14 protein-coding genes are annotated in these 14,401 nt (G+C 65.1%); 7 read left to right on the top strand and 7 right to left on the bottom strand.

Annotated features, from left to right (window positions below; genetic code table 11):
• On the top strand, nt 1-241 hold a 241-nt coding region (locus tag ASG40_RS21840; protein ID WP_210168789.1), incomplete at its 5' end, for a hypothetical protein.
• 49 nt (nt 242-290) lie between these two features.
• Here ASG40_RS21840 and ASG40_RS07240 read toward each other — a convergent pair.
• Nucleotides 291-3,278, bottom strand: a complete 2,988-nt coding sequence (locus ASG40_RS07240; protein ID WP_055883007.1) for a TrlF family AAA-like ATPase — start codon at nt 3,276-3,278, stop codon at nt 291-293.
• Nucleotides 3,279-3,912: 634 nt separating this feature from the next.
• Between ASG40_RS07240 and ASG40_RS07235 the strand changes: the two genes are divergently transcribed.
• The 6 genes from ASG40_RS07235 to ASG40_RS07205 all read left to right on the top strand — a co-directional run bounded on the left by ASG40_RS07235 (nt 3,913) and on the right by ASG40_RS07205 (nt 9,592).
• A complete protein-coding gene (locus ASG40_RS07235) occupies nt 3,913-5,058 on the top strand; it encodes a PGN_0703 family putative restriction endonuclease (RefSeq protein ID WP_055883003.1) in 1,146 nt (381 codons plus the stop codon).
• Between the two features lie 1,566 nt (nt 5,059-6,624).
• Entirely contained in the window at nt 6,625-7,008 is a 384-nt protein-coding gene (locus ASG40_RS07225) for a COG4315 family predicted lipoprotein (protein ID WP_055882999.1), read from the top strand.
• Between the two features lie 13 nt (nt 7,009-7,021).
• The gene (locus ASG40_RS07220) at nt 7,022-7,531 is read left to right on the top strand and encodes an RNA polymerase sigma factor (protein ID WP_055882997.1); all 510 of its coding nucleotides are present in this window, start codon (nt 7,022-7,024) and stop codon (nt 7,529-7,531) included.
• Nucleotides 7,528-8,337, top strand: coding sequence for an anti-sigma factor family protein (locus ASG40_RS07215; protein ID WP_055882995.1), 810 nt, complete (start codon nt 7,528-7,530; stop codon nt 8,335-8,337). Before ASG40_RS07220 ends, ASG40_RS07215 begins: the two co-directional genes overlap by 4 nt.
• Nucleotides 8,334-9,224 carry a LysR family transcriptional regulator gene (locus ASG40_RS07210; RefSeq protein WP_055882992.1) on the top strand — a complete coding sequence of 297 codons (891 nt, stop codon included), beginning with the start codon at nt 8,334-8,336 and terminating at the stop codon, nt 9,222-9,224. Before ASG40_RS07215 ends, ASG40_RS07210 begins: the two co-directional genes overlap by 4 nt.
• A complete protein-coding gene (locus ASG40_RS07205) occupies nt 9,221-9,592 on the top strand; it encodes a YidH family protein (protein ID WP_055882989.1) in 372 nt (123 codons plus the stop codon). The genes ASG40_RS07210 and ASG40_RS07205 overlap by 4 nt, the downstream gene beginning before the upstream one ends.
• Nucleotides 9,593-9,594: 2 nt before the next feature.
• On the opposite strand, the gene ASG40_RS07200 is transcribed toward ASG40_RS07205, so the two are convergent.
• The 6 genes from ASG40_RS07200 to ASG40_RS07180 all read right to left on the bottom strand — a co-directional run bounded on the left by ASG40_RS07200 (nt 9,595) and on the right by ASG40_RS07180 (nt 14,226).
• A complete protein-coding gene (locus ASG40_RS07200) occupies nt 9,595-10,680 on the bottom strand; it encodes a sulfite oxidase (RefSeq protein WP_055882987.1) in 1,086 nt (361 codons plus the stop codon).
• A 79-nt stretch (nt 10,681-10,759) separates the two neighbouring features.
• Entirely contained in the window at nt 10,760-11,743 is a 984-nt protein-coding gene (locus ASG40_RS07195) for a beta-propeller fold lactonase family protein (protein WP_055882985.1), read from the bottom strand.
• Nucleotides 11,744-11,927: 184 nt separating this feature from the next.
• Nucleotides 11,928-12,266 carry a c-type cytochrome gene (locus tag ASG40_RS07190; protein ID WP_055882983.1) on the bottom strand — a complete coding sequence of 113 codons (339 nt, stop codon included), beginning with the start codon at nt 12,264-12,266 and terminating at the stop codon, nt 11,928-11,930.
• 11 nt (nt 12,267-12,277) lie between these two features.
• A complete protein-coding gene (locus ASG40_RS07185; protein WP_055882980.1) occupies nt 12,278-13,501 on the bottom strand; it encodes a molybdopterin-dependent oxidoreductase in 1,224 nt (407 codons plus the stop codon).
• A 278-nt stretch (nt 13,502-13,779) separates the two neighbouring features.
• On the bottom strand, nt 13,780-13,914 hold the full coding sequence (locus ASG40_RS22330; RefSeq protein ID WP_274533822.1) for a hypothetical protein: 135 nt from the start codon (nt 13,912-13,914) through the stop codon (nt 13,780-13,782).
• Between the two features lie 78 nt (nt 13,915-13,992).
• Complete coding sequence (locus ASG40_RS07180) at nt 13,993-14,226, bottom strand: hypothetical protein (protein WP_055882978.1); 234 nt, start codon at nt 14,224-14,226, stop codon at nt 13,993-13,995.
• Between the last annotated feature and the right edge of the window lie 175 nt (nt 14,227-14,401).

Raw genomic sequence — 14,401 nt, 5'->3', positions numbered from 1 at the left:
GCGACGCCTGGAACAAGCTCATCGCCCAACCCTGGCGCATCATGTCCATCGGACTGCGCCGATGGGCCCATGGGTGCTGATCAATGAGAATTGGTATTACCTGCGGCAACTAAATAAGCTGGCACAAGGGGAATATAGAAACCGCTTTACGCCACAAGCCGACAGCAGATCATCGCCAAAATCCGAACGTTCAGCTTCACGCCAAAATCAAACGTCGGCAAAGTCATGGCGCTTCCTCTAATGCAGCCATTAGATGTTTGCTATCAATTGCTAATTCGCTCGACAAATCGCTACCTATCCAAAGCGACACGCAGCCGTCGCGCACGCTCCTTGAAGGCAATCTCGCCGCCTTCAAGAATACCGCACACAGCTGTGCGGATACCCAGTTCTTCGAGTCCGCCAGAGTTGTAGGTAATAGGCGGAAGATGACCACGCTTATGCGGTCCAGCTTTAGCAACTATGATTTGATCGGCGTCTGTATTTATCACAAGATTGGCGTTGTGAGTCACCATAATTACTTGACGCATATTCTTCGCTGTCATGAAAAGCTGAACCAACTCGTCGTAAATGCTTTTCGGATCAAGATTTTCTTCTGGTTGATCGATAATTAGCGGCCGCGTGTCGGTGTCGTCTAGAGCAAGGTACAGCAGCAGGAGAACGATACCGCGGGTCCCCGGCGACAAGTGCCGGATGTCGATGCCGTCATAATCGATGCTGTAGGTCAGTGTGATGTGCGAGGTCCCGTACAGCCATTTAGCGAACTGCTTGGCCCAGTGCCGGAAATTCGCCGCGTCGGCACGTGGGACGTTGGCTAGATCTAGCAGGGTCCGCTGATGTTGAGATAGGAAATCGGAGATCGCCCCGAACACGGCCTGCTCGTCGCCTTCTTCCCAAGCTGATCGCAGGGCTTTCTCGGCATACTCTCGGAGTGTGCCACGACCCTTAAAGTCTCCTCCCCTTAGATCGAAAAGTTTCTCGCCCTTAGCGGCCCAGCTATCAAGGTCAACGTTACGGTTCACGGAAAACGAGAGCTTTGCAACCGTTTTCGAGGCGGCTGAGAGACGCTCGGTCAGTGGGGCGTACAGCCCCCGGAGCGTCTCCTGTTCTTGAACGATTGACTTGAAAATCTCTCGATAGGTCTCGTTCCTGGTGTTTCGCAGTTCGCCGGCGCGGGTACTCGCCTGCAGAGCGTCCGTGATCCTGTCGTTGAGCTGGTTCAGAGCAGCTCGCTCCTCGTCAACTTTCTTTGAAACCGCCGCGTACCGCGCCGCAGTGGTCGAGTCCGTGTTGATCTGCGCTTGGATACGGCCGATCTCGGCGTCAAGGATTGCCAAACTTTCCCGCGAGAGGTCAGCGTTAGGCGCGATCAAGGCCGTCCGTAGGTCGACGACGGAGACGGCCTTACCCCGCCAACTATCCGAACTTTTCTGAGCGGCTGATGCCCGGTTGGTTAGTGTAGAATCAACATCGCCGGCGTACTCAAGCAGGAATGCAGACCAGTCGGTCTCTTCCAGAGCAGCAGCACGATGTCTCGCCTTGGATTGAGCCAGCGCCGTCAGAGCGCCAACGTTCTGAAAATGCCTGACCTCGTCCTGCAGAATTGCAACGGCACTCTTCCGAGCGTTCCACGCCCTGATCTGTCCTCGCGCGTAGTCGGCCGCTGCAGTCAGTTCGGCAAGACGCTGCACCCGATCCTCGCTGCCTGTTGTGACCAGTTTCTTGCGGTCAGCCTCCAAGGACTCGATTATTATCGCGCGCCGTTTGGCATGCCCCTGCAAGTCAGTAAGCTGCCGCTGCTTCTCCAGCTCGGTGTTAATCTCTTCGGATATATTGGCAACGGCATCCTCTGCGCGCCTCCGCGCCTGTGCAAACCGGGCCGTCGCTTCGTCTCGCATATCGTCGAAATTGATGGCGCCGTCTCGATCCACAAGCGAATGGGATGCGAAAATGACGCGTTCGATTTCTCCAACCAGCTCGTCCGTCATGCCGTCAGACGAACAAAGCTCCTCGACGAATTGCTGGGAGAGGTATCGCGCGCGGGGGAAATCGCTTGATGATGCTACCCAGGTTCCGTCAATCGGACGCTCAACAATGTCGTCGTCATCCCACTCGATCCGGACCGCAGCCCCTCCCAGTAGATTAGACCGCGCTCCGGTTCGGACATTGCGGTTCTGAGCGCGCGCCATGAAAGAGGCCGGGCTCAAGCGGTTTGGAAGCGCGTCGCAACCGGCAGCGATCATGTCAGCCAGCGCGGTCTTCCCAGACCCTCGCGCGCCGATGATTGTCACAAGTCCAGGGTTGAGTTCGATCACCGAAGTCTGCGCCCAATCTGTGTTCAGGATCTCAACCCGCCTGATGACTTCCGACCCTACACTGCCAACCGGCGCGGCCGATCCGACATAGGTGCGCCCCGCGGGATCGATGCAGGCCTGCCGCAAGGCATCAAACCGGACATCGCCCTTGATCCAGGAGTAGCGGTCCGCGTCAGGTAGGCCGACGGTTGCCAGAGCATGTGCATCGCAGCCGTGGAGACAGGGCTTCAGGCCGCGGTAACGCTGCTTCAGCTCGCCCTCACTCGCGGTCTTTCGGGCGAGCCAGAAGTCACGCTGGGCGCCGCTGCTAGCGAAGATGACATCGGCGAAGTGCTCCATCTCCTCGCGCAACGTCTGGTCGGCAGCGTTCCGCATGCCTGAAGTCCCGTCGGTCTCGGTCCCAGAAACCGCGATGAGGACATTCGTGTTCGCCCAATCGCTCTTCCCGTACGCGGTACGGAGCTGACTGAACTCAACCTTGAACTGTAGGGCGCCGTGCGACAGCGCAGCAAGCTCGGACACTTTTGATGGATCAGCAGCGCGGCCCAACCTTATTAGCTCGTCGCGCCGGCATCGATAGGTGTCACCGTGTGCCTCGAAGGTAAGCTGCTCTAAGAAACGCTTGGCCGAGGCAACGTGATCTGCGCCATCCGGCGAGATCAGCAAGTGTAGGTTGATGAACCGGCCCTTCACGGTCTGAAGGCCCAGTCGAAGCTCAACGTTTGGGAATATCAGAGCGCAGCGGGAGAGCTCGGCGCGCCGTGCGCAGATCTCTTCATAGGTGTCCAGGACGTAGTAGTCGGTAACGCCGATTGCATGGATCTCTGGCGACGCTTCGTTCAACAGGCGCACGTATTCCGAGGCGCGGTTCTCGCCCCGGAATTGGTCGTTCATGATGGTGCCGGGTGCGTGAATGTGGGGGTCCCATCGGTGCCAACGGGATCCAGAATTGAGCGTAGCGAGCAAGGGGACTTTCCGAACGTGTGCCGACAGGACGGCTCACCAATGTGCCGCATCTCATTTTCGGCGCAACTGGAGATCAAGGCAACCGGAGATTGGAATTTATGAATAAGCGAGAGGGATTTTGAGGCGTCGAGCCAAAAGCCCCTTCCTTCATTCTGAATTACGGAAGCGGTCGGTCCACTTCCGGCCAACTACCGCTGTTCGACCGAGCGTATAGAGGTGCCCGAAAGCGGACGATCCTAGCTTCTGCAAAGGGCCAACTTCGGAAATGGCTCAACCACGTAGGAATGAAAAGACACACCAGCGCATCCCTGCGAAGGCCCGCAAGGCAATCGCATGTCTCTCGGCTTTCTGAACCGCTAAATCTTCAGATAAAAAACACCCCCGGCGAGCAGGAAGAAGACGTACACACCACGACCGCCAGATGACGATGGCCACGATGCCTACGACCACCACCAACGCGTTGCACCACACGACGCCGACCACCACACTGACAGCCGGCTGGCATACCTCGCCGTTCCAAGTGCCCGGACAGGCATACGCTCAGACCCAATCCAGCCCGTGTTCATCCTGCCGGCCGACCCGGGAACCCTGACCTGACCGCAGCACCGCGGTCGCCGTCAGGACACCAACCACCATGGTCAACTACCTTCCTGTCCCCGCAGGGACCGGCGACGCTGTCCCCACACACCTTCATGACCTCATCGACCCAGGCGATCTGGGCCCGATCGAGCGCGTACCGCTCATCCCCGAGGCCGCCCGGCGCCACCACCACGTCTTCGTGCGCGCCGACCACCGGTTCAAGGCCGCCGCCCGGTTCCTCCAGGCCCTCTGGCGTGAGGACCGCGACCTGCCCATCGGCTACCACACCGATTCTTCGGGCAAGCGCCGCCGTCGCCTCGGCTCCCGCATCGGCACCGCGGCAGGCGAGCAGGGCACCAACTTCATCCACCCGGGCATCGTCCCGGTCGTGGCCCGGGCCCTGGCCTACCGTGAACCAGGCGCCGTTTATGACCTGGACCGCCTCGAGACCAACCTGCTTTCGTCGCAGCCCCTGACCTTCAACCTGTTCGGCCTGCTCGCCCGCGACCTCGTCCTGGCCACCCGCTTCATGGGGGAGTTCATCCCAGGGCTAATGAAGGAGGTCACGGACCTCGCCTTCGAGCACAGCCCGGGCCGCGGCGATGCCCGCTTCACCCAGGATGGCACCGCCTTCGACGTCGCCGTGCGTGGGCGCAGTGAGACAGGCGAGCGGCTCTTCGTCGGTATCGAAGTAAAGTACAGCGAGAGCAGCTTCGAGACGGTGCCGCGCTTCAGCCCCCGTTACGCCGCCATCGCCCCGACCACAAACCTCTTCGTGGACCCCGCCGCCGCCACGTTGCACGCCAACCCCTGCCAGCAGCTGTTCCGCCAGCACTGCCTCGCCGCCACCATCCTCGACCAGGGCTTTGCCGACCGAGCCGTGCTGGTACTCATTGCCCCCCAGCACAACACACTCACCGCGACTGCGGCCACCACCTACACCCGCCACCTTCGTGACCCGGCGAGTGGACCGATCCCATTCATCCCCCGCACGCTGGAGCAGGCGATCACGGCACTCGCGGCAACGGGCCTCACGGACCACGCCCGCGCACTGCACCGCCGCTACACCGACTGGTGGCTGGTCGATGGCGAACTGCAGCTCGATGCCGCCCCGAACGAGACCAACCTGTTCGTGCATCCCCGGAACGCCAACCGGAAACGATCCCGTCCCGAAGCACAACCGCACCGCAAGGCCGCCTGACAACCTCCGGGCGCCGCGGCCCGCACCATTACCACCCCAACATTGGGTCCCGGCAATACAGCACGCCGGGACTCACAACGCCTGAGGAATGTTTAGCCACAGTGACCACCCTCACGAGCGCTTGATGGCATCACCAGACCGCTGCAGAGCGAAGCTATATCCAGACACGCCTTCATCGATTAATTGGCCAAAGCCGGCCCAACGACCGGCGACGCCGCCCGCGATGTCAGGGCGGACGCAGCCACACTTCTCCTGCCCTACAGCCTCTACTTCATGGTAGCGGCACTTCTTATTCCCCACTACGGTTTGTCCGCCCAGCATGCGGTGCGGCGTCTTCTCTCGGACGTCACCACCGTGCTCACATCACCCAACCGCCAGACCTTTGACACCTACGTCACAAGCCAGCGCTTCCGAACGACGCCTGGCATGCTGAGCCGCGCACTCGTCGATCTGCAGGAATTCAAGCCAGCCCTCGATCTACAGNACACCTACGTCACAAGCCAGCGCTTCCGAACGACGCCTGGCATGCTGAGCCGCGCACTCGTCGATCTGCAGGAATTCAAGCCAGCCCTCGATCTACAGCAACCCAGCTTCGTCGCAGTCGAACTCGACCTACGCCCGCATGCCAACAGTGCCATGCGAGTGTGCAGCGCCGACGGCCACGTTGAAGAGCGTCGGCCGCTTCAGACAGCTCACAGATCACCCTATCACCTCACGGTCAGCACCGCGGACGAGCCGGAGCATGGAGGCCACGACAGCACGTTACTGCTAAGCTTCATCCTTGAACCCATCCACTGCAGCGGCCGGCGACTGGAGACACGGCTGACCATCGCAACCCGCCTCATTCCGGAGTTCTGGTGGTCGCCAACCATCCCCAACGAACTTGCCGCGCTCACGGAGTGGTGGCTGCATCAGCTCAACCTACACCTCGCGACTGCATAGCAAGGTACCGACAAGGACGGCCAACACGCGGTCGCCCGCCTACCTTCGTCGCCCTACCCAACTACCGATACGACCGACGACGGCCGGCCGTCCCAGGCCTGGTATCCGACAGCACCGGCACCACCCGCCGCACACCATCACCAAATGCTGGCCGCATGAGGCGAGGTCAAGTGTTTGAAACTTCAGCGGTCGCATCCGCCTACTGGTGTTCGGATGGCGCCTACACCTGCCCCCGCGACCTCCAGCACAGTCCTTGCCAGCGGCCCCATTACGTTGCGGACATCATTACCGCTTTGCGCCAACAACGGACCTCCGGCCCGCAGGGGCTGAATCGCCGCTTGCGACCCAACTACGCCGTAAGAGCAAGCCAACGTATCTCTTGAAAGCAGACGTTGCAGTCGATCTCGCCGTGCGAGGGCATGATCTCGGATCTCCGCCTTTCAGAGTGGTGACGCCGCCGCATCATTCCTCTGACTGCTCCTGGGTGACGGCCGTATGCCGTGGTTGAGGACGAGTCGGTGGTCACGCTGACGTCACCAATCTTTTTCGTGTGTCAGTGGAATAGACGCGCCCGTTCGGCATCTCTCCCGATGCGGTCATGGTCGACCGCCGGAGACCTCACTCATGCACACCATGCTGATCCGCGCTGCCTTTGCGGCCTTCGCCTTCTCCGCCGTCGCCGCCCAGGCCGCTGCGCCTGCGATGACGGCCGAGACTGCCAAGGGGCCGGCGCTCGTCGATTCCAAGAGCATGACCCTCTACACCTTCGACAAGGACATGGGCGGCAAGTCGATGTGCAACGGCCCCTGCGCCGCCAACTGGCCGGCACTGATGGCCGCCTCCGGCTCGGCTGCTAGTGGCGACTGGACGATGGTGACGCGGGACGACGGGACGATGCAGTGGGCCTACAAGGGCAAGCCGCTCTACACCTTCGCCAAGGATACGAAGCCCGGCGACATCACCGGCGACGGATTCCTCAACGGTGCATGGCACATCGCCAAGCCCTGATCGGTAAAGCCTCGTGGACGAGATCGCCGCCCTCATCGAACCGCAGATCCCAGCGTTGCGGCGCTACGCAGTCGCACTGTTGCGGGACCGCGAAGCGGCGGATGACCTCGTCCAGGACACGTTGGAGCGGGCGTTGTCCGGCTGGTCCGGACGTCGCCGCGACGGCGACCTGCGAGCCTGGCTGTTCACGATCGAGCGCAACCTGTTCCTCGGCACTGTTCGACGCCGGGGCCGGCGCGGCATCGATGTCGGCGCTGAGGCTTTGGAGCAGGTGCCCGATCCGGGTGCCGACCCTGAGGCCGTTATGGGGGCACGCGACGTGCTCACCGGACTCGACGCCCTGCCCGAGGAGCAGCGCTCAGTGCTACTGCTCGTCGCGGTCGAGGATCTGTCTTATGCGGAAGCGGCGCAGGTGCTCGGAGTACCACTGGGCACGGTGATGTCGCGGTTAAGCCGAGCCCGGGAGCGGATGCGAAGTTTTCTGGAAACGGGCCGAATCGGCTTGTTAAGGAGGGTGAAATGAGCGGGGATCCGCGCCCGGTCGGCGAGGACGACCTGCACGGCCTGATCGACGGTCATCTCGAACCGGAGCGGCAGGCGCTGGTCGAGGCATGGCTCAGGGGAAACCCCGCGCGGGCGGCCGAGGTCTCGGCGGATCGCGCCCTGCGCGAGCGCTTGCGTACCCGCCTCGCGCCGATTGCCGAGGAGGCGATCCCGGCGCGGCTCCGGGTGGCCAACATCCGCTCGCGACATCGCCCAATAACCGGGCGCTGGCTTCCGGTCGCGGCTACGGCCGTGTTCTGCCTCGCGGTCGGCGGTGCCGCCGGCTGGTTCGGCCATGCCGCGCGGCAGGTACCCACGGTCACGCTCGCGCGAACCGAGCCGGCGACCGACGACGCAGTGGCGGCCTTCCGCACCTACGTGGTCGAGGCGGTGCATCCGGTGGAGGTGCGCGCCGACGAGAAGCCGCACCTTGTGACGTGGCTCTCGAAGCGCCTCGGCCGGGCGGTGACCACCCCCGACCTCACGGCCTACGGCTTCCGCCTGATGGGCGGGCGGTTGTTGCCCGCTGGGTCCGAATCCGCAGCGATGCTGATGTACGACGACGACCACGGCACCCGGCTGACGCTCTACAGCCGCGTGGGCGATGCGGATGGCCGCACAGTGTTCCGCTTCGCCCGCGAGGGCGACGTCGCCGCTTTCTCCTGGGTCGATGGCGGCATGTCCTACGTCGTCACCGGTCGGACCGACGAGGCCCGGCTGCTCACCGTCGCGCAGGCGGTTGATGCGCAGGTCCGCGGCCTCGCGCCGGATCGGCAGCAGCCATGACCCTCGACCAGCTCCGCATCTTCGTGGCGGTGGCCGAGCGGCAGCACGTGACGCGGGCCGCCGAGGCACTGAACCTCGTCCAGTCGGCGGTCAGCGCGGCGATCGCCAATATCGAGGGGCGTCACGCCACCAAGTTGTTCCACCGGGTCGGCCGCGGGATCGAGCTGACCGAGGCGGGGCGCACGTTCCTTGTCGAGGCCCGTGCCGTGCTCGCCCGGGCGGAGGCCGCCGAACTGGTGCTCGCAGACCTCAGCGGCATGCGACGAGGGACGTTGGCGCTTTACGCCAGCCAGACCATCGCCAGCGACTGGCTGCCGCGCCATCTCGTTGCCTTCCGCCGGGCCTACCCCGAGATCGCTATCCGGCTGGCGGTGGGCAACACCACCGACGCCGCCGACGCGGTCCGCGCCGGGCAGGCCGAACTCGGCTTCGTTGAGGGAGCGCTGGACGACCCGACGCTCGCGAGCACGACCATCGCGCGAGACCAGCTTGTCCTCGTAGTCGCTCCTGGCCATCCCTTCGCCGGGGCTACTGCCCTCGAACTCAAGGAGCTCGCAACGGCCAATTGGGTGCTGCGCGAGGCGGGATCGGGAACCCGCTCGGCTTTCGAGGCGGCGCTCACGGAGGCCGGTCTGGCCGTGGCCCGGCTCCGGGTCACGCTCGAACTGCCTTCTAACGAGGCGGTCCGCGCCGCCGTCGAGGCCGGGGGCGGGGCCGCCGTGCTGTCCGAGACCGTGGTCGCCGCAGCGCTTCGAGCCGGGACCCTGGTACGGGCGGCGTTCGCCCTGCCGAGCCGGCCGTTCCGGGTACTGCGCCACAAGGAGCGCTACCGCAGCCGGGCCGCCGACGCGCTGCTCGATTTGATCGCAACGGCGGATGCCGAATGAGCGAGCCCGCGAAACCCGTGCCGCCAGACGACCCGCGGGTCAGGCTCGCTGAGGACCGGACCGTGCTGGCGGCCGAGCGCACCTTCGTCGCGTGGCTTCGCACCGGGCTCGCCTTCCTCGGCGTCGGCCTCGCCGCGCAGCGCTTCCTGCGAGAGGTGCTCGCGGTCTGGCCGCTGAAGGTGCTGTCGCTGACGCTGATCGCCTGCGCGCTCGCCTCGTTCGCCGGTGCCGTGTGGCGGGACCGGGCGATCCGGGCACGGCTCGCCCATGCCGAGATCCCGATGATGCCGCGCCTCCTCACCGTTGGGATCGCGGCCCTGCTCATCGCGATCTCGGGCCTCGCGGCTACCGCCCTGCTCTGGGCGTGAGGTCAGGCCACCGTGACCCGTACCCGGTGCCAGGCGGCGCTGAGGTAGCCCTTGTAGTTCCAGGTGTCGTCGGGCGCGGCCGGCTGGGTCTGGCCGGCGGAATCCCAGGCCCGCACCGCGAGTTCGTGCTCGCCGGTCGTCAGCTCGCGCTCGATCTCCCAGAACGTCCAGGCGTAGGGCGCGTCGGCATCGCGCTCGATCCGGGCCTGCGCCCAGCTGCGACCGCCATCCGTCGAGACATCGACGCGGGCGACCGCGCGGTCGCTGGCGATGGCGTAGCCGCGGATCGCTTGCCGGCCGGCCTTCAACGCTGCGCCGCGGGCGGGCTCGCAGATCGCGCTGTTGAGCGGCATCGCCTCGATGGTGATGCCGTGGACGGGGTCCGCGGTCTCGGCGGTCACGTCGGGCGGAAACAGCTTGTAGTCGTCGGCCTGCATCGGGTTGTCGGAGGGGTGATCCTGCACCGTGATGCGGGCGAGCCATTTCGGGCTGCGGATGCCGGCAAAGCCCGGCACCACCACTCGCAACGGATGGCCGTGCTCGGGGGCGAGAGGCTCGCCGTTCATCGCGAAGGCGAGCAGCGTCTCGGGGGCCAGCGCCTTGGCGAGCGGGATCGAGGCGCCGAAGCGCGTGTCCGTGTCCGCGATCCGGTCGTGGCTCTCGAAGGCGACGTGACGTGCGCCCCCCGCGTCGAGGCCGGCCGCGCGCAGCACGTCGGCGAGGCGCACGCCGGTCCATTCCGCGTTGCCGATGGCGCCGGCCGCCCACGGGTCACCGGAGACCGGCGCCACCGCCAACATGTCGGCCCGGCGGTTGCCGGCGCATTGCATCACCGCCGTGACGGTGACGTGCGCGAAGCGTGCCTTCAGATCGGCGACGGACAGTTCGAGCGGCGTCACGACCATCCCGTCGACGGTCAGGCGGTAGCTGTCGGCGTCGAGGTCCGGGATGTCACCGTGGCTGCGAACGTAGAAGTCGGCCTGATCGGTGAGGAAGGCCGCGCGCAGGCGATCGAGCGGCGGCTCGGCGTTGTAGGGCGCCTTGCCGTGGACGATGAGGCGGTCCTTGCGCTGGAACAGGCCGAGCATGGGGTCTTTGTCCTGCGTTCGTGAGGTGTCGACGACGAGAACGCGCCGGGAACCGACAAGGCCCCCGGCGCGCGTCGCCTCAGGGCTTCATCGTCGAGATGACCGCGTTCTTCGCCCGGTCCACCACGGCGACGCTGAGGTCGCGGTTGAGGACGTAGGCGTGGGCGTTGTCGGCCGAGAACGCGATCGCCTGGCGCGGCTCGTTCAGGCCGGTCACCGTGGCGACGACCTTGAGGGTGCCGGTGTCGATCACCGAGAGCGAGTTGTCCTTGAGGTTGCCCGAATAGACGAAGTGCCCGTCCGGGGTCAGCGCGGCGCCGTAGGGGTCCTTGCCCACTGCCACCTCGGAGGTGACCTTACGGGCGGCGACATCGATCACGCCGATGGTGTTGCGGCCGCTGTTGGCGGCAAACAGCGTCTTACCGTCCTTGGTGATCGAGATGGCGCGCAGCTTGTCGAACCCGGCGATCTCGCCGGTGATCTTGTTGGTGGCGGTATCGACCAACGTGATCTTGTCGCCGAGGAAGTTCGTCACGAACACGGTCTTGCCGTCAGGCGACAGCTTCACGCCCTGGCGCGGCTGCGAGAAGCCGGGGATCACGGCCTCGGCGAGCATGGTCCTGGTGTCGAACACGGTCAGCGTGCTCGCGGCCTCGTTGTTGACGTAGAGCTTGGCCCCATCGGCCGAGAGCACCGTGCCGAACGCGCCGGGGCCGGCGGCGAGAACGCCGGCTTCCTTGCCGGTGGCGGTCTCATAGACCGTGATCCGGCCCGTGCCGCTGTCGGAGACGTAGAAGCGGGCGCCGTCCGGCGCGAACACGATGTTGCGCGGCGTGACGAAGCCGTCGAGGCGGCGCAGCACCGTGCCCTTCGCGACGTCGTAGACGATGACGGCGCTCTCCTCGCTGTTCGACACAGCGGCCACGGTCCCAGCGGCGTTCAGCGCCAGGGCGTTGTTCTTGATCGCGCCGTCGAAGCCGGCGGCGAACCCGGGCTGGGCCTGGGCGAGGAGCAAGGCGGCTCCGGCGAGGAGGGTGCGGAGGCTGGTGCGGACGTGGGTCATGAAGCGTGTCTCTCTGGCATGCGCGCTCGTTCGGCGGCCGGGGCCTGCCGTGAGGGCTGGTTCGAAATCGGATTGCGTGATGCGAGACCGGTTTGGCCGTGCATCGCCCTGGGGAGATGCCGGAGGGCGCGGTCTATTCCCCGAGGCCGGCGAAAAAAACGCGGCGGCCTCGGGATTCGGGGGTTCAGGGCGTCGGCTTCAACGCCGTGAGGTAGTCGACGATGGTCTGCACGTCGGCCGGATCGACCGGTGCCTTGTAGACGTGAACCATCTTGTTCACGGTCTCGGTCCACTGCGCCTTCGTGAGCTTGGGCTGGGTCAGCACCATCCCGGCCGAGTGGCAGGCGAGGCAGTTGTTGTTGACGGCCTCCGCCCCCGGCCCGTCGGGGAAAATCCGGTCGGAGGTCGGAAATTCGATCGATTGCGAGGTGAAGCGCATCGGCTCGGGAGCTGGGGCGGCGAGCGCCACCAGAGGAGACAGGGCGAGCGCGGCGATCAGGGCCGCCGGATGGATCGGGTTCATGGCTGTTCTCCTCAAGCGGCCTGGAAGGACACGGTCTCGATGCCGTTCTGCATGAAGCCGGCCCCGTTCCAGACCCGGTCCAGGGGCTGCGCGACGCCGTTGGTGTTGGTGCAGCGGACCCTGACCGTGTGGCTGCCGACAGCCAATGCCGGCAAGCTGCCGTCGAAGCGGCGGAAGCTGTAGGGACCCTCGTCCGCGCCTAGCTGCGCCGGGAACCACGTCGCGCCGCCGTCGCCTGAGAAGTCCACCGCCTTCACCCCGCAATCGCCGCCGAAGGCGATGCCGCGCAACGCCACCGGCGTTCCGGCCGCCACCTTGGCGCCGTCCTGCAGGTTGGTGACGAACGAGCGCGGCACCATCCTGTTGATCGGCACCGTCTTGAAGCCGGTCTGGCCGGGCTTGATGTTAGCGCCCGGCACGTCAGGAATGCGGTAGGCGGTCTTCATCCAATACCCGTCGTCGGGTTTGTCCAGCACCTCGATGTCGGACAGCATCTTGACCCAGTAGGTCGAGTACCAGCCCGGCACTACGAGCCGGAGCGGGAAACCATTAAGCAGCGGCAATTGCTCGCCGTTCATCGCGTAGGCGATCATCACCTCACCATTGTTGGCGTGGTCGAGATCGAGCGACTTCTTGAAGTCGGGCGCGTCGTCGACCACCGGCTCGTCGAGGCCGTTGAAGCGGACCTGCACGGCACCGGCCTTCACCCCGGCCTTTTCGAGCACGTCCCTGAGGCGCACGCCGGTCCAGCGGGCGTTGCCCATCGAGCCGTTGGCCCATTGCGCGCCGGGCACCCGCGGCTCGAACAGCCCGCGCGAATTGCCCGAGCACTGGTTCACCGCGGCGATCTCGAAGCGCGGCAGGCCGGCGATGGCGTCGAGCGAGAGCGAGAGTTCCTTGTCGACGTGGCCGTGGACCTTAAGCTGGAAGGTGCCGGCGTCGACTTCGGTCGGGATCGAGGCCCAGTGCCAGCGCACGTAGAAGCGGTCGTTGGGCGTGAACACGCCCTCGTCGAACACCGAGAACGGCGTCTCCAGCAGCGGCGGATGGGTGCGTTGAAGGATCATCTCGGCCTTGCCCGGAAAGGCGGTGGTCAGCGCCCGCTCGTCCGGGCCGCCAGGCAGCGGAAGCTTCACCGAGCCCGCGGCCCAGGCCGGCATCGCGGCGGCGAGGCTGCCAACCCCTAGGCCACCCAGGACGAGGCGGCGGTTCAACGGTTCGTGCAGATGGCGCATGATGTCTCCCTGGAATCGTTTGTTGGGCCGCGTCGGCCGGTCGCTAGATCTCGGTGTCGCCGTCGGCGGACGGCATTGGCGTCGGTCGGGACGGTTCGGTCTCGCCGCCGGAAACTCGGGTCGTCGATCCATGTCATCCCGGCAAAGAGGCGTCTTCCCCGTGAAGGAGATGCTACGGCGAGACGATTATTCCATCCGATGATCGTTTGAGATTTCAACGATCTCCGATTGCGATCATCCGAAGATTTCCGATCTCCGATCAATGGCGGGCGGGCGGGTCAGATGATTGTCAGCCAGACGGTGCCGACGGCGGCGACGGTCAGGGCGACCGTCCAGAACAGGACCCAGCGCATGTGACCGCTGGTCTCGCCCTGCCGGGCCTCGTCGGTGGTCTCGAAGGTGGGTCGGGTCATGATGGATCTCCCTGCCATTCGGGTGGTCGAAGGCTTCACGCGCCGCCGGACGGATGCCCGGCGGCCAAGGGGGCGCTGTCAGCGTCCGATCAGTTCCCGCGCCGGGCCGCCGGTCTCCTGGCCGCGGCCACGGGCGTAGGCCGGGAGCGCCGGGTTCTTGGCGTTGGCGCCATCGGCATCGCCGTAGATCGGTGCGGATGGGCTGATGATGGAGTGGGCCTGCGGAGCGCGGAGGCCCTGGGCCTGCGAGAGGACCGTCATGCCGACGAGGGCGGAGGCGGCGAGGGCGACGGCGGCGATCGTACGTGTCATGGTCGATATCCTTCTGGTGGGGTCGTCACGTCGGTTCGTGATCACAAGAAGGTAGCGGCCGATAATCATTCGTTCCAATAGTTTGATTAGCTAGTTATAATCGATTGTTTTGATGATTAAGCGCCGCTTGCGAGCTGCTATCTATCGAGGCGGCGCGCGATGCGGGGTCGTGCTA

This window comes from Methylobacterium sp. Leaf399, assembly GCF_001424525.1.
Lineage (GTDB): Bacteria > Pseudomonadota > Alphaproteobacteria > Rhizobiales > Beijerinckiaceae > Methylobacterium.
The sequence above is the reverse complement of the archived record's forward strand: the minus strand, read 5'-3'. Positions and strand labels throughout refer to the sequence as shown.

Excerpts from the sequence above, each read along its gene's own strand:
- ASG40_RS07205 (WP_055882989.1), top strand. The coding sequence starts at position 9,221 with ATGAGCGAGCCCGCGAAACCCGTGCCGCCAGACGACCCGCGGGTCAGG.
- ASG40_RS07200 (WP_055882987.1), bottom strand. The coding sequence starts at position 10,680 with ATGCTCGGCCTGTTCCAGCGCAAGGACCGCCTCATCGTCCACGGCAAG.
- ASG40_RS07185 (WP_055882980.1), bottom strand. The coding sequence starts at position 13,501 with ATGCGCCATCTGCACGAACCGTTGAACCGCCGCCTCGTCCTGGGTGGC.
- ASG40_RS07210 (WP_055882992.1), top strand. The coding sequence starts at position 8,334 with ATGACCCTCGACCAGCTCCGCATCTTCGTGGCGGTGGCCGAGCGGCAG.
- ASG40_RS22330 (WP_274533822.1), bottom strand. The coding sequence starts at position 13,914 with ATGACCCGACCCACCTTCGAGACCACCGACGAGGCCCGGCAGGGCGAG.
- ASG40_RS07235 (WP_055883003.1), top strand. The coding sequence starts at position 3,913 with ATGGTCAACTACCTTCCTGTCCCCGCAGGGACCGGCGACGCTGTCCCC.
- ASG40_RS07195 (WP_055882985.1), bottom strand. The coding sequence starts at position 11,743 with ATGACCCACGTCCGCACCAGCCTCCGCACCCTCCTCGCCGGAGCCGCC.
- ASG40_RS07190 (WP_055882983.1), bottom strand. The coding sequence starts at position 12,266 with ATGAACCCGATCCATCCGGCGGCCCTGATCGCCGCGCTCGCCCTGTCT.
- ASG40_RS07215 (WP_055882995.1), top strand. The coding sequence starts at position 7,528 with ATGAGCGGGGATCCGCGCCCGGTCGGCGAGGACGACCTGCACGGCCTG.
- ASG40_RS07180 (WP_055882978.1), bottom strand. The coding sequence starts at position 14,226 with ATGACACGTACGATCGCCGCCGTCGCCCTCGCCGCCTCCGCCCTCGTC.
- ASG40_RS07225 (WP_055882999.1), top strand. The coding sequence starts at position 6,625 with ATGCACACCATGCTGATCCGCGCTGCCTTTGCGGCCTTCGCCTTCTCC.